The 16,317-nt window shown below is 62.3% G+C and carries 19 protein-coding genes; 12 read left to right on the top strand and 7 right to left on the bottom strand.

From position 1 onward, the window contains the following. Nucleotides 1-1,542, bottom strand: a complete 1,542-nt coding sequence (locus HME9302_RS10125; RefSeq protein ID WP_115366913.1) for a replicative DNA helicase — start codon at nucleotides 1,540-1,542, stop codon at nucleotides 1-3. Between the two features lie 126 nt (nucleotides 1,543-1,668). Between HME9302_RS10125 and HME9302_RS10120 the strand changes: the two genes are divergently transcribed. From HME9302_RS10120 to HME9302_RS10110, 3 genes are read left to right on the top strand one after another with little or no spacing between them, the layout of a single operon-like run. Next, on the top strand, nucleotides 1,669-2,208 hold the full coding sequence (locus HME9302_RS10120) for a UPF0262 family protein (protein ID WP_115366912.1): 540 nt from the start codon (nucleotides 1,669-1,671) through the stop codon (nucleotides 2,206-2,208). A gap of 23 nt (nucleotides 2,209-2,231) precedes the next feature. Then, nucleotides 2,232-2,969, top strand: coding sequence for a glycoside hydrolase family 25 protein (locus tag HME9302_RS10115; RefSeq protein WP_115366911.1), 738 nt, complete (start codon nucleotides 2,232-2,234; stop codon nucleotides 2,967-2,969). Next, a complete protein-coding gene (locus tag HME9302_RS10110) occupies nucleotides 2,888-3,403 on the top strand; it encodes a cytidine deaminase (protein ID WP_326833164.1) in 516 nt (171 codons plus the stop codon). Before HME9302_RS10115 ends, HME9302_RS10110 begins: the two co-directional genes overlap by 82 nt. On the opposite strand, the gene HME9302_RS10105 is transcribed toward HME9302_RS10110, so the two are convergent. From HME9302_RS10105 to HME9302_RS10095, 3 genes are read right to left on the bottom strand one after another with little or no spacing between them, the layout of a single operon-like run. Then, nucleotides 3,338-4,609, bottom strand: a complete 1,272-nt coding sequence (locus tag HME9302_RS10105; RefSeq protein WP_115366909.1) for an endonuclease/exonuclease/phosphatase family protein — start codon at nucleotides 4,607-4,609, stop codon at nucleotides 3,338-3,340. The genes HME9302_RS10110 and HME9302_RS10105 overlap by 66 nt on opposite strands. A gap of 38 nt (nucleotides 4,610-4,647) precedes the next feature. Next, nucleotides 4,648-5,811, bottom strand: coding sequence for a M14 family metallopeptidase (locus tag HME9302_RS10100; RefSeq protein WP_115366908.1), 1,164 nt, complete (start codon nucleotides 5,809-5,811; stop codon nucleotides 4,648-4,650). Further along, entirely contained in the window at nucleotides 5,808-6,431 is a 624-nt protein-coding gene (locus tag HME9302_RS10095; protein ID WP_115367667.1) for a DUF4136 domain-containing protein, read from the bottom strand. The genes HME9302_RS10100 and HME9302_RS10095 overlap by 4 nt, the downstream gene beginning before the upstream one ends. 139 nt (nucleotides 6,432-6,570) lie before the next feature. On the opposite strand from HME9302_RS10095, the gene galE reads away from it, so the two are divergent. From galE to HME9302_RS10070, 5 genes are all read left to right on the top strand, one after another. After that, nucleotides 6,571-7,623 (top strand): UDP-glucose 4-epimerase GalE, encoded by a 1,053-nt coding sequence (galE, locus tag HME9302_RS10090; protein ID WP_115366907.1) that lies wholly within the window; start codon nucleotides 6,571-6,573, stop codon nucleotides 7,621-7,623. A gap of 134 nt (nucleotides 7,624-7,757) precedes the next feature. After that, nucleotides 7,758-7,883, top strand: a complete 126-nt coding sequence (gene ykgO / locus HME9302_RS10085) for a type B 50S ribosomal protein L36 (protein WP_115366906.1) — start codon at nucleotides 7,758-7,760, stop codon at nucleotides 7,881-7,883. Nucleotides 7,884-7,917: 34 nt separating this feature from the next. Continuing rightward, nucleotides 7,918-8,547: an HAD family hydrolase gene (locus HME9302_RS10080; protein WP_115366905.1), complete on the top strand. Its 630-nt coding sequence runs from the start codon at nucleotides 7,918-7,920 to the stop codon at nucleotides 8,545-8,547. Nucleotides 8,548-8,613: 66 nt separating this feature from the next. Beyond that, nucleotides 8,614-9,195, top strand: coding sequence for a winged helix-turn-helix transcriptional regulator (locus HME9302_RS10075; RefSeq protein WP_115366904.1), 582 nt, complete (start codon nucleotides 8,614-8,616; stop codon nucleotides 9,193-9,195). Between the two features lie 21 nt (nucleotides 9,196-9,216). Then, nucleotides 9,217-9,576 (top strand): hypothetical protein, encoded by a 360-nt coding sequence (locus HME9302_RS10070; RefSeq protein WP_115366903.1) that lies wholly within the window; start codon nucleotides 9,217-9,219, stop codon nucleotides 9,574-9,576. 4 nt (nucleotides 9,577-9,580) lie between these two features. On the opposite strand, the gene HME9302_RS10065 is transcribed toward HME9302_RS10070, so the two are convergent. The 3 genes from HME9302_RS10065 to HME9302_RS10055 all read right to left on the bottom strand — a co-directional run bounded on the left by HME9302_RS10065 (nucleotide 9,581) and on the right by HME9302_RS10055 (nucleotide 14,124). Beyond that, nucleotides 9,581-11,281: an FAD-dependent oxidoreductase gene (locus HME9302_RS10065; protein ID WP_115366902.1), complete on the bottom strand. Its 1,701-nt coding sequence runs from the start codon at nucleotides 11,279-11,281 to the stop codon at nucleotides 9,581-9,583. Between the two features lie 72 nt (nucleotides 11,282-11,353). Further along, complete coding sequence (locus tag HME9302_RS10060; RefSeq protein ID WP_115366901.1) at nucleotides 11,354-12,592, bottom strand: serpin family protein; 1,239 nt, start codon at nucleotides 12,590-12,592, stop codon at nucleotides 11,354-11,356. Between the two features lie 23 nt (nucleotides 12,593-12,615). Further along, complete coding sequence (locus HME9302_RS10055; RefSeq protein WP_115367666.1) at nucleotides 12,616-14,124, bottom strand: YifB family Mg chelatase-like AAA ATPase; 1,509 nt, start codon at nucleotides 14,122-14,124, stop codon at nucleotides 12,616-12,618. A 160-nt stretch (nucleotides 14,125-14,284) separates the two neighbouring features. On the opposite strand from HME9302_RS10055, the gene HME9302_RS10050 reads away from it, so the two are divergent. The 4 genes from HME9302_RS10050 to yidD all read left to right on the top strand — a co-directional run bounded on the left by HME9302_RS10050 (nucleotide 14,285) and on the right by yidD (nucleotide 16,315). Beyond that, entirely contained in the window at nucleotides 14,285-15,076 is a 792-nt protein-coding gene (locus tag HME9302_RS10050; RefSeq protein WP_115366900.1) for an alpha/beta hydrolase, read from the top strand. A 102-nt stretch (nucleotides 15,077-15,178) separates the two neighbouring features. Beyond that, on the top strand, nucleotides 15,179-15,313 hold the full coding sequence (gene rpmH / locus HME9302_RS10045) for a 50S ribosomal protein L34 (RefSeq protein ID WP_115366899.1): 135 nt from the start codon (nucleotides 15,179-15,181) through the stop codon (nucleotides 15,311-15,313). A 382-nt stretch (nucleotides 15,314-15,695) separates the two neighbouring features. Beyond that, nucleotides 15,696-16,109 carry a ribonuclease P protein component gene (gene rnpA / locus HME9302_RS10040; protein WP_115366898.1) on the top strand — a complete coding sequence of 138 codons (414 nt, stop codon included), beginning with the start codon at nucleotides 15,696-15,698 and terminating at the stop codon, nucleotides 16,107-16,109. Further along, complete coding sequence (gene yidD, locus HME9302_RS10035; protein WP_115366897.1) at nucleotides 16,106-16,315, top strand: membrane protein insertion efficiency factor YidD; 210 nt, start codon at nucleotides 16,106-16,108, stop codon at nucleotides 16,313-16,315. The genes rnpA and yidD overlap by 4 nt, the downstream gene beginning before the upstream one ends. Nucleotides 16,316-16,317 lie beyond the last annotated feature (2 nt).

The following is a 16,317-nucleotide window of genomic DNA, read 5'->3' as shown; positions in this document are numbered from 1 at the left end:
TCAGTCGTAAGCCTGTCGTTCGTCGTCTGCCAAGTCGCTGAACTTCGTAATTTTGGGCTCGAACCGCATCCGCACCTTGCCGGTGGAACCATGGCGCTGTTTGGCCACGATCAGTTCGGCGAGGCCATAGACCCGCTCCATTTCCGCCTGCCAGGTCGCGTGCGCCTCGTGCGTGGCCATGTCGTCGTCGCTTTGCGGGACCTTAGGTTCGCGGCTGGCAATGTAGTAATCCTCGCGGAAGACGAACCAGACCATATCCGCGTCCTGTTCGATAGAGCCGGACTCGCGCAAATCCGACAACATCGGGCGCTTGTCTTCGCGCTGCTCTACCGCACGGCTTAGCTGAGAAAGCGCGATGACCGGCAGTTCCAGCTCCTTCGCCAGCGTTTTTAGCCCGCGCGAAATCTCCGAGATTTCGTTTACGCGGTTGTCGTTCGCGCGGCCGGACCCTTGCAACAATTGTAGGTAATCGACCACAATCAGGCCGATATCATGCTTGCGCTTCAGCCGCCGGGCGCGGGTGCGCAACGCACCGATGGTAAGCGCGGGGGTATCGTCGATATATAGCGGCAATTCGGCCAGTTCCTGGCTGGCAAAGCTCAGTTTCTGGAAATCGTCGCGGCTGATCTTGCCCATCCGCAGTGCCTCACCCGAAATGCCGGCCTGTTCAGATAGGATACGCGTGGCAAGCTGGTCGGCGCTCATTTCCAGGCTGAAAAACGCCGTCCCGGCCCCCACCGATTCCGCTTCAGCGATACCGTCTCGCTTGTCGCGCAGCAGGCGGGAGGCGCAGTTATAGGCGATGTTGGTGGCAAGCGAGGTCTTCCCCATGCCCGGGCGCCCCGCCAGGATGATGAGGTCGGAATCGTGCAGGCCGCCGATCTTGTCGTTGATACTGGTGAGCCCGGTGGTTTTGCCGGCGATGTTGCCGCCGGAATTGATCGCCATTTCGATCATGCCCAGCGCCTTGGTTGTCGCCTGGCCGAAGGTTGAGGCCTCGGTGCCGGACGCCGCGCCTTCCGCGACCTGGAACAGGCTGGCTTCGGCCTGTTCGATCTGTTCCATCGGCGCCACGCTTTCGGATGTGTCGAACGCGCCTTCCACAAGGTTGCGGCCCACACTGACCAGTTCGCGCAGCAATGCGAGGTCGTAAATCTGTTCGGCCAGTTCGCGTGGCTGCAACAATCCTTGTCCATCGGCCGTCAAGCGGGCCAAATAGGTAATTCCGCCAAGCGCCTTGAGCGCATCGTCGGCCTCGAAATAGGGCTTGAGCGTAACCGGCGTAACCACCGCATTTCGGTCGAGCAGCACCAGAATGCGTTCATAAACGCGCTGATGGACGGGTTCGAAGAAATGCTCGGGGCGAATCGGGGTCGGCAATTCCTCGATCACGCGGTTGTCGATCAGCACCGCACCCAGAAACGCGGCTTCCGCCTCGATATTGGAGGGCAGGGCGCGGCCCGGTACATCCGTGTTGCCGCCCTTGCCCTGCGCGTCGGGCGTTTCGGCTACGGGCCGTTCGATGACATCGGAATCGCTCATGCCACGCTAAATGCGGGGTCGCGCCGCCCGGGGCAAGGGCCGAAGGCGACGGACGGAGCCAGCATTTATCCACGCCATGTGGAAAGACTTGCCCGCATCCCTTCGCACCTGCACAAGCGGCAGCCCATGTCCGGTTCGGAAATCCCTTTCAAAGATACGTGGCGTATTGCCCACATCGCCCTCGACGAGGAGACGATCCTGTGGCGCAACGCCGATGTCGAACAGGAACGTCGGATCGCAATCTTCGATCTGATCGAGGAGAACACGTTTAAGCCAGTGCGCGCGGCGGCTGCGGGGCATGACGGGCCTTACCGGCTGCAACTGGCAGTGCAGGACGGACGGCTGGCGATGATGATTGCCGATGGCTCTTCCGGCACTGGTGACGGGGCCGGTGAAGGTCATGGCGACATACTGGAAACGCTGATTATCGGGCTGGCCCGCTTCCGCCGTCCGATCCGCGAATATTTTGCCATTTGTGACAGCTATTACCAGGCGATACGCAAGGCAACTGCAGCAGAGATCGAAACCATCGATATGGCGCGGCGCGGCGTACACAACCGCGCGGCGGAGCTGTTGATGGAGCGGCTGGAGGGCAAGGTGGAAACGGATTTTGCCACTGCAAGGCGGCTGTTCACGCTCATCTGCGTGCTGCATATTCGCGGCTGATCGGCAGGACGCGCGCGAACATCATGGCAGCAAGAAAACCTATCCGCCACAAGCGTGTTGGAACCAGCAAAACGGCCTGCTCCGGTTGGGCGATGAAGCTGGGCGCTCTGCTCCTGCTCGCCTTGACTGCTGCGGCAGGCTGGTTCTGGTGGGACACCCAGAACTGGCGGCCCGATGAAGCCTTGTTCGCGGAGCAGGGAATGTTGGTGGGCGATAGCGACGGAGCGGTAAATTTCCGCACCGCACGCGCGCTCGGAGCGCAGTTCGTCTATCTCGAAGCGAGCGATGGTGCTGAGGGACAGAATGCGCGCTTCGCCAACCGGTTCGAAGCGGCCCGCGCTGCCAGGATGCGGGTGGGGGCAGTGCACCGGTTCGACCCGTGCGTGATGGCCGATGGCCAGTCTGCAAACTTCGTGACCATGGTGCCGCGCGATGCGGACTTGCTGCCACCCGTGCTGTCGCTCGATACGACGGGTGCGTCCTGCGAGGAACGGGTTAGTGATGCGGCGATCGAAAGCGAAGTGATGACGCTGGTCAACCAGATTGAGAACCATGCGGGGCAAAGCGTGATTCTGAAAGTGTCCCCCGCCTTCGAGGAGCAATACGGTCTTGCCGCCCGGATGGACCGGAACCTGTGGTTGACGCGTACGCGGTTCGAACCGGAATATGCGGGGCGGCCATGGCTGTTATGGACCGCCAATACCGCGCTGCGCAGCGACGCGGCGGACGAACCGCTGCGTTGGGTCGTGGTGCGGCCATGAGCAGCACGCTTGGTGTCGAACCTGCCAGCCTCCTGTCAGCGGCTCGTGCATCGGCAGCGACAGCCTACGCGCCCTATTCCGGGTTCAGGGTCGGGGCCGCGCTGCTCTTTTCCGATGGCGAGATCGTGACGGCCGCCAATGTCGAGAATGCGAGCTATGGGCTGTCGCTTTGCGCCGAAACGCTTGCGGTGGGCGCTGCGCTTGCCTCAGGAAGGCGTGGTGGGCTGGTCGCAGTCGCGGTTGCGGGCGCGGACGAGTGTCAGACTGTCCAGCCGTGTGGCAGGTGTCGTCAAGTTCTACACGAACTGGCTTCGCTAGATAGCTCCGATCCGGCCGTAATCACGGATTCGCCGGATGGGCCTCAGCGCCTACTGCTCTCGCATTTGCTCCCTCACGCGTTCGGGCCGGACAGCCTCGTCATCCGCGCTGACTGACGGGTCAGGGAGCGGCGTGTTAGCAGGCCTCTCAGCCGGCGAATCATAGCGTTCGGACACGTCCTGCGAAGGGCGGTCGGCAGCAGGTGATGGCGAAGTCGCGTCCGGTTCCGGAGCGTCCTGCTCCGCTGCGTCGGTTACACCGGTGCCCTTGCCGTCCCCTTCATCGGAGGATTTGGAGACATTGCCGCGCTCTGCTTCCGGTGAGCCGAGCGGTTCGGTTGGTGCGGAGGATGGGACGCACGCGGTCACCATAACGGGCAGGTGGTCGGCCCCGACATTGTTGAGAACGGAATAATCGCGGATAGTCACACCGTTCTTCGCGAATGCATGGTCGAGCGGCCAGCCGATGAAGGCGTAGTTCGCAGGAAAGGTCGGGAAGCTCCCCCGACCGGCACGCGGATCGCGATAACCCCCACCTTCGCGAAACTGCGATGTCGTATGGGACCATGGCACGTCGTTGAAGTCGCCCATCACCAGCACGTCCGGCAGGCGCGTGTCCATACCGGCCATCAGGATCGATTTGTCACGCGCGGCGGTATCCTGCCCCGGCAGTGGCGGGCGTGGATGCAGGCCGATAAATTCAAAACGGCCGCCATTGGAATGGGTGAGCAGGGAATAAAGAGTGGGCGTTTCAGCCTCGGTATTATCCACCGTCTGCATCCGGTCGACCGCAATGCGGCTGGCGAAGATCAGGCCGTATGTGTTTTCCAACGGTTCGGACAGCACGTGCGGGTAACCCGCCAGCGCAGGCTGCATGGCGTCCAGCCAACGCTTGTTCGTTTCCATCAGCAACAGGATGTCGGGGTCCTGCGCGGCAATCAGGTCGAGCACCGCCTGGTGATCCTTGTTGTCCTGATAGACGTTCAGCGAAAGCGCGGTGAAGCAATCCGCATCGGCATAGACCTGTTCGGGTTCGTCGGTGCCTGCCAGCCGCGTGTAAGGCCAAATAGACACGAACTGGAACAGCGCCACCGCGACGAAACCTACCGCCAGCCAGATACGTTGACCTGCCGCAGCTGTGAGAGCAACGATCGCCAGAATAAGCGACAACCACATGGTGGGTTCGCGCATCATGTCGAGCTGGCGGACATACCACAGGTCCCCGTCGATCTGTGAGGCGAGTGCCGCCACCGCGAAAAGCAGTAATACGACAACCAGGATACGGCCCCAGATCGTGCGGCCGCCCAAAGACGTTTGTGACATTCGAATTCCCCCCGTCCCGTTGCACCGGGCCTACTTGCCTAGCGCGCTTCGATCCATTCGAGCAACGCGGCAAGGCAATCTCTTGCCAGCGCGCGGCTGCGTTCGGGGCTCCATCCCTGTTCGGGATCGGGCGCGTCGTCATTATCCTTGAAAGGCATTTCCAAGGTCATGGCTACCGCATTGTAGCGTTCGGCCACCTGATTGGTGCTCATCGAAAGATTGGCCGTGCCGGGTTTGGAAACCGGATAGCCTTTCGCGGTCTGGAAGTCTGGCGTGCGCCGTTCCAGGATCGCGCGGTAGCTTGTGAAGCCGTCATATAGTTCGTCGGTCATCGACGGGATGCCTTCGAACCCTGCCAAAAACACCGCAGGAATGGCTTCGTCGCCGTGGACGTCCATCGCGAAATCGACCCCGGCTTCGTCCATCGCGTTACGAATGGCGAGCACTTCCGGGGATGCCTCGGCAGTGGGGTTCTCCCATTCGCGGTTTAGATTGCTGCCCGCCGCGTTGGTGCGAAGATGCCCGCGCTGCGAACCGTCGGGATTGCAATTGGGCACAATATGGAAACGGCATTTCTGTCGCAACACGCGCCCGACCGTATCGGCCGGGTCGGTCAGGCATTCCAGCGCGCCTTCTGCCCACCAGCTGGCCATGCTTTCCCCTGGATGCTGGCGGCAATAGAGCCAGACACAAAGCGGTCCGTCGCCCATGGAAAGACAATCGAGCGGCTGGCCATCCAGCGTGGAACCAAGGCGGCGATAGTCAACGCCTTCGCTTGCAGCAGCTTCCGCCACCAAATCATGATGCCGGTCCATCGAATAGGGTGCGAAGTAGGAGAACCATGCAATGTCGCTGGCCGGGGTGTAGCGAATGGTGAGCGTGCCGTTCTGTTCGCCCTTGTCATAAGTGGATGATGCACGGCCCCAATATTCCCGGTCTTCCGAGACACAGCTGTCGAAACCCGGCCAACCTGCGGGATAGGCGCTGTCTTCCAGTCCGGTGATCTTCAGTTCCAATTCGCGGCCAGCCGCGCCCGAAACGCGGAAGTGGTACCATTGGCGAAATTCCGACGCATGATCCTTCCGCAAGGCCAGCACTGCTGTGGCACCACTGACCGATAGAACTTCGATATTGCCGCTGTCGAAAGCGGCGTCGACGTGGATTGTGTCGCCGGTCTGCGCAGCGTCTGTCGTATTGGTCATTCGGGAAGGTCTACCTCGATCGTTTCGCCGTCGCGGCCGGGAAAGCCTTCGAACAATGCGTCGGCCAGCGCATCGGCGCTTCGCGCGGGCTGCGCAAGGTCGTTGCGCGTATCGGCGAAAAATCCGGCGCGGCCTTCCCATAGCGAGGTCCCGGCAGCCTTGTCACGGATCATCACGCCGAGGCGCGTTGTGACCACATCTTTCGGCCCGCCGCCACCCAGATTGATACCGACACCGACACCGACCCCGGAACCATAGCTGCCGGTGGACCCGCCGACGCCCACGCTGACGGGACCGCGCCTGCCGGTAAGCGGTTCGTTGACGACGCGTTCTAGACTGACCTGGGCCACCTGGTCCGCTTCGGCGCGGCTGGTTTCGCGGTAGCCCTGCGCCGCAAGTTCACGCGCTACGGCGGCCTTGTAGGCAGCCATTTCCATACCCGAATTCCCGAGCCCGGGCGCGGTTTCGATAAAGATCGTTCCCTGACCCAGCTGCGCTGTAGCGGCAGGCGCTACGAAGCGAGTGACTTCCGCTGGCCCTGCGCGCGGCACGGTAGCGCAGGCTGAAAGAGTGGCGAGCGCGGCGGCGCTGGCAAGGATGGCTTTAAGGTGGCGCTTCATCTGCATTGGTAATCTCCTTCGTCCCCTATTCAACGCATGGGCGGGCAAAGGGTGTCCGGTATCGGCTGCCGAACCGGATCGCACTGCTCGAAGCCAGATATAAACAGGCTGTTTACCATTTGGGGTGATAGCGCTTCGCATGGATACAAAATGCCCCGTGCTGGTGACTGGCGGTGCCGGCTATATTGGTAGTCACGCCGTGCTCGCCCTGCTCGATGCAGGCTGGCCGGTTGCGGTGATCGACAATCTGGCAACGGGGTTCCGCTTCGCCGTTCCTGCAGGCGTACCGTTCTACGAAGGCGACATTGCCGATGCGGAACTGGTGGCGCGCATCATCCGCGAGCTTGGCATCGGTGCGATCCTACATTTTGCAGGCAGTGTCGTGGTCCCAGATTCGGTCGCCGATCCGCTGGCCTATTACGACAACAATACAGTACGCAGCCGCCAGCTTATCGCCAGCGCCGTGGCGGGCGGGGTACGGCACATGATCTTCTCCAGCACGGCGGCGACGTATGGCGTGCCGGATGTTGCGCGAGTGACCGAAGATACGCCGACCGTGCCGATCAACCCCTATGGCTGGTCCAAGCTGATGACGGAGCAAATGCTGGCTGATACTGCATCTGTTGCCTCAATGAATTATGCAGCATTGCGCTATTTCAACGTGGCGGGCGCGGACCCCGATGCGCGCAGCGGACAATCGACCGCTGGTGCGACGCATCTCATCAAGGTCGCGGTCGAGGCAGGGCTGGGCAAGCGTTACGGCGTGGCGGTGTTCGGCACCGATTTCGATACACCCGATGGCACCGGCGTGCGCGATTACATCCATGTCAGCGATCTGGCGCAGGCTCATGTGCTGGCGCTGGAGGCACTGATCGCTCAGCCCGAACGATCCATGACTTTGAATTGCGGCTACGGGCGTGGGTTTTCGGTGAACGAGGTGCTGGACGCGGTCGACCGGCAGACCAATACCGTGGTTCAGCGTAAATACGAGGCGCGGCGCGCGGGCGATCCCGATTCGCTGGTGGCCGACAATAGCCGGATTACCCGCGAATTGGGCTGGAAACCTGCCCACGCCGATCTCGACACGATCGTATTTCATGCCCTGCAATGGGAACGGATGCTGGGCGCTTTGCGTGAGGATATGCCGGCCCTGCAGAACCGTGTTAGGCGTAGCGCACGACCGGCCGCCTGACGCGTTTTAAGACGCCCCGAACCGCCATCCGCGCTTGACTCGATGCTTGCTTCACCATAGTGGCGCGCCTTGATTTTCCGGCATCGGGCACCATCTGTCGCTGCCGTAACTATTTTACCGGAACGAGAAATCCCATGAAAGTTCGCAACAGCCTGAAGTCGCTGAAAGCTCGCCATCGCGATTGCCGCGTGATCCGTCGTCGTGGTCGCACCTATGTGATCAACAAGACGAACCGCCGCTTCAAGGCACGCCAGGGTTAAGGTGTAGCCGGGCGGCGATGTCCGGCTCCCCCACATGACGAACGGCTCCGATACTGCAGGAGCCATCGACGCGGTCGTCTTCGATGTCGGCCGCGTTCTGGTGCAATGGGACCTCCGCGTCCTGTTTGCGAAGCTAATCCCCGACACAAGCGAACTCGACTGGTTCCTTGCTAATGTCGTCACAGAGGACTGGCATTTCCAGCATGACGCCGGCCGTCCGCTCGATCCCATGATCGCGGAACGCAAGGCCCAGTTTCCTCGCTATGCCGACCAGATCGACGCCTATCGCGCCCGCTTCCTCGAAACCATTCCCGGGCCGGTGGAGGGCACGCATGAACTTGTGCGCCGCTTGCAACAACGCTGTGTGCCCCTGTTTGCCCTGACCAATTTCGGCGCGGAGTTCTGGGATGTGTTTCGCCCCACCGAACCCACGCTGGACCTTTTTGACGATATCCTTGTGTCCGGCCGGGAGAAACTGGCGAAGCCCGATCCCGCCATCTATCGTGCCGCCGAAAGCCGGTTCGGCCATGCGGGCGAGCGGATGTTCTTCATTGATGACAACGCGGACAACATCACCGCCGCCGCGCTGGCTGGATGGCAGACGCATCTGTTCAAGGATGCGGATGCGCTCGAGGCCGGTCTCGTCGCGCGCGGCCTATTGTAAACGCTTGTGAAATTTTCGTTTCGGCTTTGGATGACGTTACGGTAAGCTCGGCTCAGGAGACAAGGTATGGGTCAAGTACGCGAACCGCTGGCGGAACTGTCCGAATGCGGCCTGCCGCAAGCATTGGAAGTGATGGGGGAGCGGTGGTCCTTCATGATCCTGCGCGCCAGTTTCAACGGGCTCCATCATTTCGAGGAATTCCTGACCGAGTTGGGCATTGCACGCAATATCCTGTCGAACCGGCTGGGGCGGCTGGTTAACAACGGCATTCTCGATCGCCAGCCGTGCGAGGGCGACCGCCGCCGCATCGAATACCGTCTGACGGCGAAGGGGCTCGACCTGTTGCCCACGATGGTAGCGCTGCGGCAGTGGGGCCAGAAATACGGGATGGATTTCATTGCTGAAGATCCGGTGCTGGTTGACCGGCGCGATATGCTGCCCATCGGTCCGGTCGCGATCCTGTCGCATGACGGCCGCATCCTCGCTCCTGAAGACCTCGCCATGACGCCGCGCGCGGAACTGGGCCAGCGCAGCGACGGCACCGTGGCCCAATGCTGCGGCCCTTTCGTGGCGGGCGATTTCGTGGAACTCGACGATATGGACCGCTCGCCTGCCAGCAAGCCCGAACGTATTGCGGCCAACGGATAGCCTCGTAGGCGAGCATTCGTGATGTCCGATGCAGACGGCCCGCCGCGCACGCCTGATGGGCGCTACATCGTGGTGCGAGGCCGGTTGTGGCGCGCCGCGAACCCTAACCTGACCGAAGACGAACGCCAGCAGCACGTCAACGCCCTGATGGATGCGCGCCGCGCCGTACGCGATGCCAAGCGCAGCGGCAATGCCGAAGCCATGCGCGCCGCCCGCGCTGCCGTTCAATTATCAAAAGAGGCGCTGGGTGAGCGCGGCCCCGTCTGGTGGAACGACGGCGCGCCTGATGAAAACCGCCGCATGGCGCGCAACACCCGTTACGCCCGGTGGTATGCGGAGCTGGGCGAACCGGACACGTCGGACACGCAGCGCATGAATTGACGCTTTATTCGCCATCCTGCGAACGGTCGCCCGCGCGCACGCTTTCGCTATGCTGCGCGACGTATTGCCAGATCGCGGAAACCACCACCGACCCTTCGCCGACAGCCGATGCCACTCGCTTGACCGAGCCATGGCGGACGTCGCCCACTGCATAGATACCGGCGGTAGACGTGGCGAAGATCGACTCTGACCCCGCCGCCTCGCCCGTTTTCACAAAGCCGCGTTCGTCGAGCTCGACATGACCCTGCAGCCAGTCGGTATTGGGCGCGGCACCGACCATGATAAACAGCGCCCCGCATTCGAGGGTTTCCTTGCCATCCGGCGTATCGACCTCGATCGCATCCAGCCATTCATCGCCGTCCAGCGCACTGACTTCGCTGTTGTAATGGATCGTTATGCGCTCATCCGCGACCAGCCGTTCTTCCAGATAGGAGGACATCGAATCCGCCAGGCTGTCGCCGCGCACCAGGATATGTACGTGCTTCGCCCCGCGCGACAAGAACATCGCGGCTTGCCCTGCGGAATTGCCGCCGCCGACGATAACTGCCTCGCGATTGGCGCAATACCGGGCCTCCATTTCGGTGGCGGCGTAGAAAATGCCTTTGCCTTCGAATTCCTCAAGCCGGTCGATCGGCAGCTTGCGATATTGCACGCCGGTCGCGACCAGAATGGCGGTGGCACATAGCTGCCCGGAGCTGGAGGATTCGCACTCCGTGCTTTCCAGCCTGTCCTCGGGATCGTCATGATCCAGGGTAATGCAAAACGTGCCATCTTCGCTGCGCGACAGCCCTGTCACTCGGCGCGGCATGGCAAACCGAGTGCCGAATTTTAGCGCCTGTATCTGCCCGCGATAGACGAGGTCTGCCCCCGAAATGCCGGTTGGAAAGCCCATGTAGTTCTCGATCCGGCTGGACGTGCCCGCCTGCCCGCCGATGGCGATATCCTCCACCACCAGCGCGTTCAGCCCTTCGGACCCGGCATAGACCGCCGCCGCCGTGCCGGCGGGGCCGCCGCCGACGATCAGCAGATCGACAGGTTCGTCGTGGCAGATATCGAGGTCCAGCCCCAGCAGCCGGGCCACCTTCACCGGCGTGGGTGCATCGACCACCGTATCCTTGTCGAAGATGACAGAGGGCTCGTGGTCCGCAATCTTGCAGAGCTGGGCGCTTTCCTCATCCTTGCCGTCGAGGTCGAAGGACTGGAACGGGATGCGGTTGCGCGATAGGAAGCTGGCGACTTTGCGTACCGCCGCGTCCTTGTCAGCGCCGATCAGCTTGATGGAGCTGCGATTGGCTTCGTACTGATTGCGGCGACGGGCGGAAAAGACCGTGATGATATGGTCTGAAAGTTCGGGGACTTTGGCCATCAGGTCCAGCATCGCCTCGCGCGGGGCCTCGTATGTCCGGGTCGGTTTGGCTGCGCGCATCGGCAGGGTGAAACTGCCCGCATTGAGAAACGCCAGCTCGCCCATGAATTGCGTCGGACCCAGGCTGGACTCGATCATCCGCTCGCCAGAATAGGGGTCCACCACTTCTATCTCGCCTTCAATGACATAGACGAACCGGTCCATCGGCTGACCCACCTCGGCCACCATTTCGCCCGCGTCATAACTGCGTTCCCTGGCAATAGCGGCAATTGCATCGACATGCGCCGGATCGAGCGCGCGGCGCTGCATCGTTTCGAGGTGTTCGCCGATCTGTTCCATCGTGCGGTCTCCGGGTTCATCTTGTTCTTGAATTTGTCCGGGAAGTAAGCCGCCCGACGAGGTGCCACAAGCCTAGCCGGAATATGGGTCGGGTGAGGCAATTCGGCCGAAAAACAGAATTTCGCCTGTTTGCGTATCGCGAATGGCAAACAGGAACGGCTGGTCCACCCGGAATTCCCTGCCTGTAAAGGGTGGCGGCACGGAAACCGGCACGGCAACGGCAATGGTCGCCGCCGCTGCCTTGGTGCCGGTTTGGAAAACCTGCAATTTCGCGACCTGAAACGCCTTTTCGATGTAAAGCCGGGCCGAAGCAGGGTGAGACATGCCCGTCAGGTCGGCTGCCGCTCTGTCGAACGGCAAAGTCAGGCCCAATCGCCGTAATGGCGCAATCAGGTCTTGCTCCATATCCGCCTCGAAACGTGGCAACCACAACCGTGTGCTTGCCGGCTTCGCTTTCGTAAGCTGGCTGTCGAGTTTGGCAATCCGGGCAACCCCAAGTTCCGGCAGCTTTGCCGTACGCTCTTCCGGCAGCATAATGTCCATCACGAACCGGCGCATGCGGCCATACGGCATCCGGACGGCGCGCCAGCCATTATCGATGACGGTCGCGTAATCGGCCTCCGCCTTCATCAGGTCGAAAGTGGTTTCGCGCCCGTTGCCGAACAGGAAGGGAGCGCGTTCGACCTGCGTGAATGCGCGCGACCAGTCTCCCTCGAAATAGGTGGCATTGGCAAGATAGGCTGCCGCGTCGCGGACAATGGATTGCGGTGTGACGACTTGCGGTATCAGTCCGTTGGTTTCGCGATCCGCCCACGCGTTGATAGTGCGCGCTGCAGCGGCCGGACGTAATTTGAAGTTCACCGTATCGGTAGTGGCACCATATATTGCCTTGGCATCGGCCACGTACCGGTCTCGCAACCTGTAATTATCGGCCAGGAACAGCGCGTTCGCAATGCGCAGCTTCACGCCCACGCCGGGATCCGACAATGCGGTGCGCCGATGCCCCAACTGAGCATCACCTTTCGCGCCCGCAGGCAGCGCGAAAGTCTGCTCGATCTGGGCCGCTGTTTCTCCGCGAGCGCCAAGATGGACAAGGCCGAAGGCCTGCGCCGCGCTTGTTGGAGAATAGACGATGTTTTCATCCGCGGCCGCGGCATCGGCGAGCACCGTATAGACGGCGAGCGGTCCTGTTGGACGTGCCGCTTGAACTTCGTCAGTTTCGGATGGGGCGGGTGTGGGCTGCGCAGGGGCGTTCTGGGTACAGGCGGCAAGCGCCAGAACAGCAACACAACTTGTCAGGATCTTTCTCATCGAACATCCTTTCGGCAAGGCAATCAGGCCCTTGGTGGCTGCCGACGATAACTCAATGCCTCCGCGATGTGAATGCGGCCCACGGTATCCGCCTTGGCAAGGTCGGCTACGGTTCGGGCCACGCGCAGCATTCTGGTATAGCCCCGTGCGGACAAGCGCATGGCTTCGGCAGCCTGCATCAGCAGCTTGCGACCCGCTTCGTCCGGCCCGGCGAATTTCTCCAATGGCTCGCCGTCCAATTCTGCGTTGCTGCGCGCACCGGTTTCCCCGGATCGGGCCGTCTGAAGCGCGCGCGCTGCGGCCACGCGGGCCGCGACTTCGGCGCTACCTTCGGCAGATGGCGGCAGACCGAGATCGGCGGCACTGACCGGGTCGACATCGACATGCAGGTCGATCCGGTCGAGCATCGGCCCGGAAACTTTGCTCTGATAATCGGCGGCACATCGCGGCGCGCGACTGCAAGCCAGCGCAGGATCGCCCAGATGGCCGCAGCGGCACGGGTTCATTGCCGCGATCAACTGCACGCGGGCGGGAAAGCTGACATGGGCGTTGGCGCGCGCCACATCAACCTTGCCGGTTTCCAGTGGCTGACGCAGGGAATCGAGCACAGGCCGCTGGAATTCGGGCAGTTCGTCGAGGAACAATACGCCAAGGTGCGCCAGGCTGACTTCGCCCGGTTTTACCTTCAGCCCGCCACCGGTCAGCGCGGCCATACTGGCGGAATGGTGCGGCGCGCGGAACGGGCGGGCACGGCTGATGCGACCTTCCTGCAGGGTGCCTGCGACCGATTGCACCATTGACACTTCCAGCGCCTCGGCCGGGGAAAGTTCGGGCAAAATGCCGGGAAGGCATGATGCAAGCAGGCTTTTGCCCGCACCGGGCGGGCCGTTCATGAGCAGATTGTGCCCCCCGGCGGCAGCAATTTCCAACGCGCGCTTGGCGGTTTCCTGGCCCTTCACTTGCTTGAGATCGGGGCCGGGCGGGGCGGGCTCTACCTCGCCCGGCTCAGGGTCGGGCAGGCGTGCGGTGCCTTTGAGGTGGTTGAGCAGACTGACCAGGTCGGGCGCGGCGGCAATCGGCACGCCGCTGGCCCAGCGCGCTTCCGCCCCTTGCGCTGCCGGACAGATCAGGCCGGTTTCCGCTTCGTTGGCCTTGATCGCCGCGAGCAGCACGCCGGGCGACGCCACGATGCGCCCGTCCAGCGCCAGTTCGCCTACCACGATCCAGTCGCCAAGCTGCTCCGCATCGGTTACCCCCATCGCCGCCAACAGGGCCAACGCGATGGGCAGATCGTAATGCGAGCCTTCCTTAGGCAGGTCGGCGGGCGACAGGTTGATGGTGATGCGTTTGGGCGGAAGCGACAGGCCCATCGCGCTCAATGCGCTCTGCACGCGTTCGCGGCTTTCGCCCACAGCCTTGTCCGGCAAGCCCACAATAGCGAAGCGCGGCATGCCGGGCGCGACCTGACATTGCACTTCCACGCCGCGCGCTTCCAGCCCGAGATAGGCCACCGTCCGGACCAGAGCGACCACTGCAACACCCCCTGTTTGTTCTGCGCCTGTCTGGCGGGTTTGCCAGGCACTGTCGAGGGGTGTTGCTGCGGCGCGCACGATTATCGCAAAACATCCTTACCGGCGCGGCAACCATTCGTGTTGGCAATACCGCAAGACCCGCCAGCGCAAACGGATGCACATGCGCGGTGTTGTTGCTCTTTTCCTGGCCCTTGCCACTCTGTTCGCAGCGCCACTATCCGCGCAAACCGTACAAAGTCGTATGGTCGTAACCACTACCATCGTCGAAGAATGGGTCGAAGCTTCGCCGTCGCAAACGGCCAGCGCCAACCGCCTGGTCAGCGCGCATTCCATTGATGTGCCGGAAGGTATCGCAAGCTACGGCCCGTTTCGCGTGCTGGACGATAGCCGTGCCGCGCTCGTCGATGCGACCAATACCGGCAGCCCGGCGCATTTCGCCGCCATGCTGGCCGCGCATCCCGGTATCGAGACGCTGCAACTGGTCGAATGCCCCGGTACTGACGACGACCGCGCGAACCTTGCCTTGGGCCGGATGATCCGCTCGGCAGGGCTTGCGACCCACGTGCCGCGCGGTGGCTCGGTCCGCTCCGGTGCGGTGGAATTGTTCTGGGCAGGCGCAACGCGCCGGGTCGATGAGGGCGCCGAGTTCGCAGTACATAGCTGGCTTGACGAAGATGGGTTGCAGGCGGATGATTTCGCCGCGACAGCGCCCGAAAACAGCATGTATCTGAATTACTACATCGAAATGGGCATGGCAGCGCCGGATGCTCGCGCGTTTTACGATCTGACCAATTCCGTGCCGCACGAACAGGCGCTATGGTTGACGGCGCGTGATATTCGCGGCTGGATGAAGGATAGTGCTGGAGACGCGGTTCGCGTTGCGCAGCCATCGGATCAGCCTATGCCGCAGATCGCCTACGCGCTGCTTGACTCAGGGTCGGAGCCGCTCTAACGGATTTCATGCAACACGGTCGCCCTAGCTGGCGGCCCTTTTTTATGGTGCCGTTCCGTATGTTCGGGAGGTGCCGGTGACAGACAGTTCTCAGAGGTCGATATGAAGCGGACATTCCAGCCAAGCAATCTGGTGCGCCAGCGCCGCCACGGTTTCTTTGCCCGCAAGGCAACGGTCGGCGGCCGCAAGGTGCTACGCAACCGTCGCCGCAAGGGCCGCAAGAAACTCTGCGCTTAGTTTGTTTTTCGCACACCCATCCGGGTGTGCGGTAACCTCGCTCATGCGACCTGACGGTCGCGTCGCTGCGGGCGGCCCTTTGGGCCTATGACTGCCGTGACCAGATTCTTGATACCACTTCTATAGCTTAGCGCGATTTCGGTTTGCGACCGGCAAACCGCAAGGCCGAACGGCCGCCCAAGCTGATGCAAGGAAGCCAAGCGAGCGGATGCGAGCGCCCGGCGTTTGAGGGCCAAACAAAATACAATCACGGCAGTCATAGGCCCAAAGGGCCGCCCGCAGCGCGAAGCGCGAGGAAAGCCTAAGGGAGCGAATGCGACCGCCGGCGCCTGAGGCAAAACAAAAAAGACTCTCACCCCCAACCGCACTATCATAGCGATCGATGACTTCTCCGTCCGCCCCCACCACCATCACGAAACGCGCCGACTTCCTCGCCGCGAATCGCGGGCTTCGCAATGCGCGGCCCGGCTTCGTGTTGCTGACACGGCCGAATGACGGCGTGGCCAAGCGGTTCGGGATTACTGTCACCAAGAAGATCGGGAATGCCGTAATCCGCAACCGCATGAAACGGCGGTTCCGCGAATTGCTGCGCGATGCCCTGCCGACCGAGGGTTTGGCGGGGCACGACCATGTGTTGATCGGGCGCGAAGGCGGGCGTGAGCGGGACTTCGCCACCATGCGGGCTGAATTGTCCCGGGCGCTCGAGCGGGCGCGGCGTGGGGAGGGGGATCGCAAGCGCGCCCCTCGCCGGAAATCCGGCAAATCCCGCAATTCGACTGCCGGTTCAGCCACATGAAGACCCTGCTAATCTGGATTGCGCGCGGCTGGCAGCTTGGCCCGTCGCGCATATTGCCGCCGTCCTGCCGCTTCGCCCCGTCCTGTTCCGCCTACGCGATCGAGGCGCTGGAGAAGCATGGCGCAATCAAGGGTGGATGGATGGCGGCGAAACGTATATTGCGCTGCCACCCCTGGGGGGGACACGGTTACGACCCTGTGCCGTAACG

Origin of the sequence: Alteripontixanthobacter maritimus, from assembly GCF_003340475.1 — a bacterium.
In the GTDB taxonomy this organism is placed as follows: domain Bacteria; phylum Pseudomonadota; class Alphaproteobacteria; order Sphingomonadales; family Sphingomonadaceae; genus Alteripontixanthobacter; species Alteripontixanthobacter maritimus.
The sequence above is the reverse complement of the archived record's forward strand: the minus strand, read 5'-3'. Positions and strand labels throughout refer to the sequence as shown.

Coding starts and splice junctions, on each gene's coding strand:
- HME9302_RS10050 (WP_115366900.1), top strand. CDS start 14,285: ATGCGCGGTGTTGTTGCTCTTTTCCTGGCCCTTGCCACTCTGTTCGCA.
- HME9302_RS10065 (WP_115366902.1), bottom strand. CDS start 11,281: ATGGAACAGATCGGCGAACACCTCGAAACGATGCAGCGCCGCGCGCTC.
- HME9302_RS10115 (WP_115366911.1), top strand. CDS start 2,232: ATGGCAGCAAGAAAACCTATCCGCCACAAGCGTGTTGGAACCAGCAAA.
- HME9302_RS10120 (WP_115366912.1), top strand. CDS start 1,669: ATGTCCGGTTCGGAAATCCCTTTCAAAGATACGTGGCGTATTGCCCAC.
- rnpA (WP_115366898.1), top strand. CDS start 15,696: ATGACTTCTCCGTCCGCCCCCACCACCATCACGAAACGCGCCGACTTC.
- HME9302_RS10105 (WP_115366909.1), bottom strand. CDS start 4,609: ATGTCACAAACGTCTTTGGGCGGCCGCACGATCTGGGGCCGTATCCTG.
- yidD (WP_115366897.1), top strand. CDS start 16,106: ATGAAGACCCTGCTAATCTGGATTGCGCGCGGCTGGCAGCTTGGCCCG.
- HME9302_RS10060 (WP_115366901.1), bottom strand. CDS start 12,592: ATGAGAAAGATCCTGACAAGTTGTGTTGCTGTTCTGGCGCTTGCCGCC.
- rpmH (WP_115366899.1), top strand. CDS start 15,179: ATGAAGCGGACATTCCAGCCAAGCAATCTGGTGCGCCAGCGCCGCCAC.
- HME9302_RS10070 (WP_115366903.1), top strand. CDS start 9,217: ATGTCCGATGCAGACGGCCCGCCGCGCACGCCTGATGGGCGCTACATC.
- galE (WP_115366907.1), top strand. CDS start 6,571: ATGGATACAAAATGCCCCGTGCTGGTGACTGGCGGTGCCGGCTATATT.
- HME9302_RS10110 (WP_326833164.1), top strand. CDS start 2,888: ATGGCTGTTATGGACCGCCAATACCGCGCTGCGCAGCGACGCGGCGGA.
- HME9302_RS10095 (WP_115367667.1), bottom strand. CDS start 6,431: ATGAAGCGCCACCTTAAAGCCATCCTTGCCAGCGCCGCCGCGCTCGCC.
- HME9302_RS10100 (WP_115366908.1), bottom strand. CDS start 5,811: ATGACCAATACGACAGACGCTGCGCAGACCGGCGACACAATCCACGTC.
- ykgO (WP_115366906.1), top strand. CDS start 7,758: ATGAAAGTTCGCAACAGCCTGAAGTCGCTGAAAGCTCGCCATCGCGAT.
- HME9302_RS10080 (WP_115366905.1), top strand. CDS start 7,918: ATGACGAACGGCTCCGATACTGCAGGAGCCATCGACGCGGTCGTCTTC.
- HME9302_RS10125 (WP_115366913.1), bottom strand. CDS start 1,542: ATGAGCGATTCCGATGTCATCGAACGGCCCGTAGCCGAAACGCCCGAC.
- HME9302_RS10075 (WP_115366904.1), top strand. CDS start 8,614: ATGGGTCAAGTACGCGAACCGCTGGCGGAACTGTCCGAATGCGGCCTG.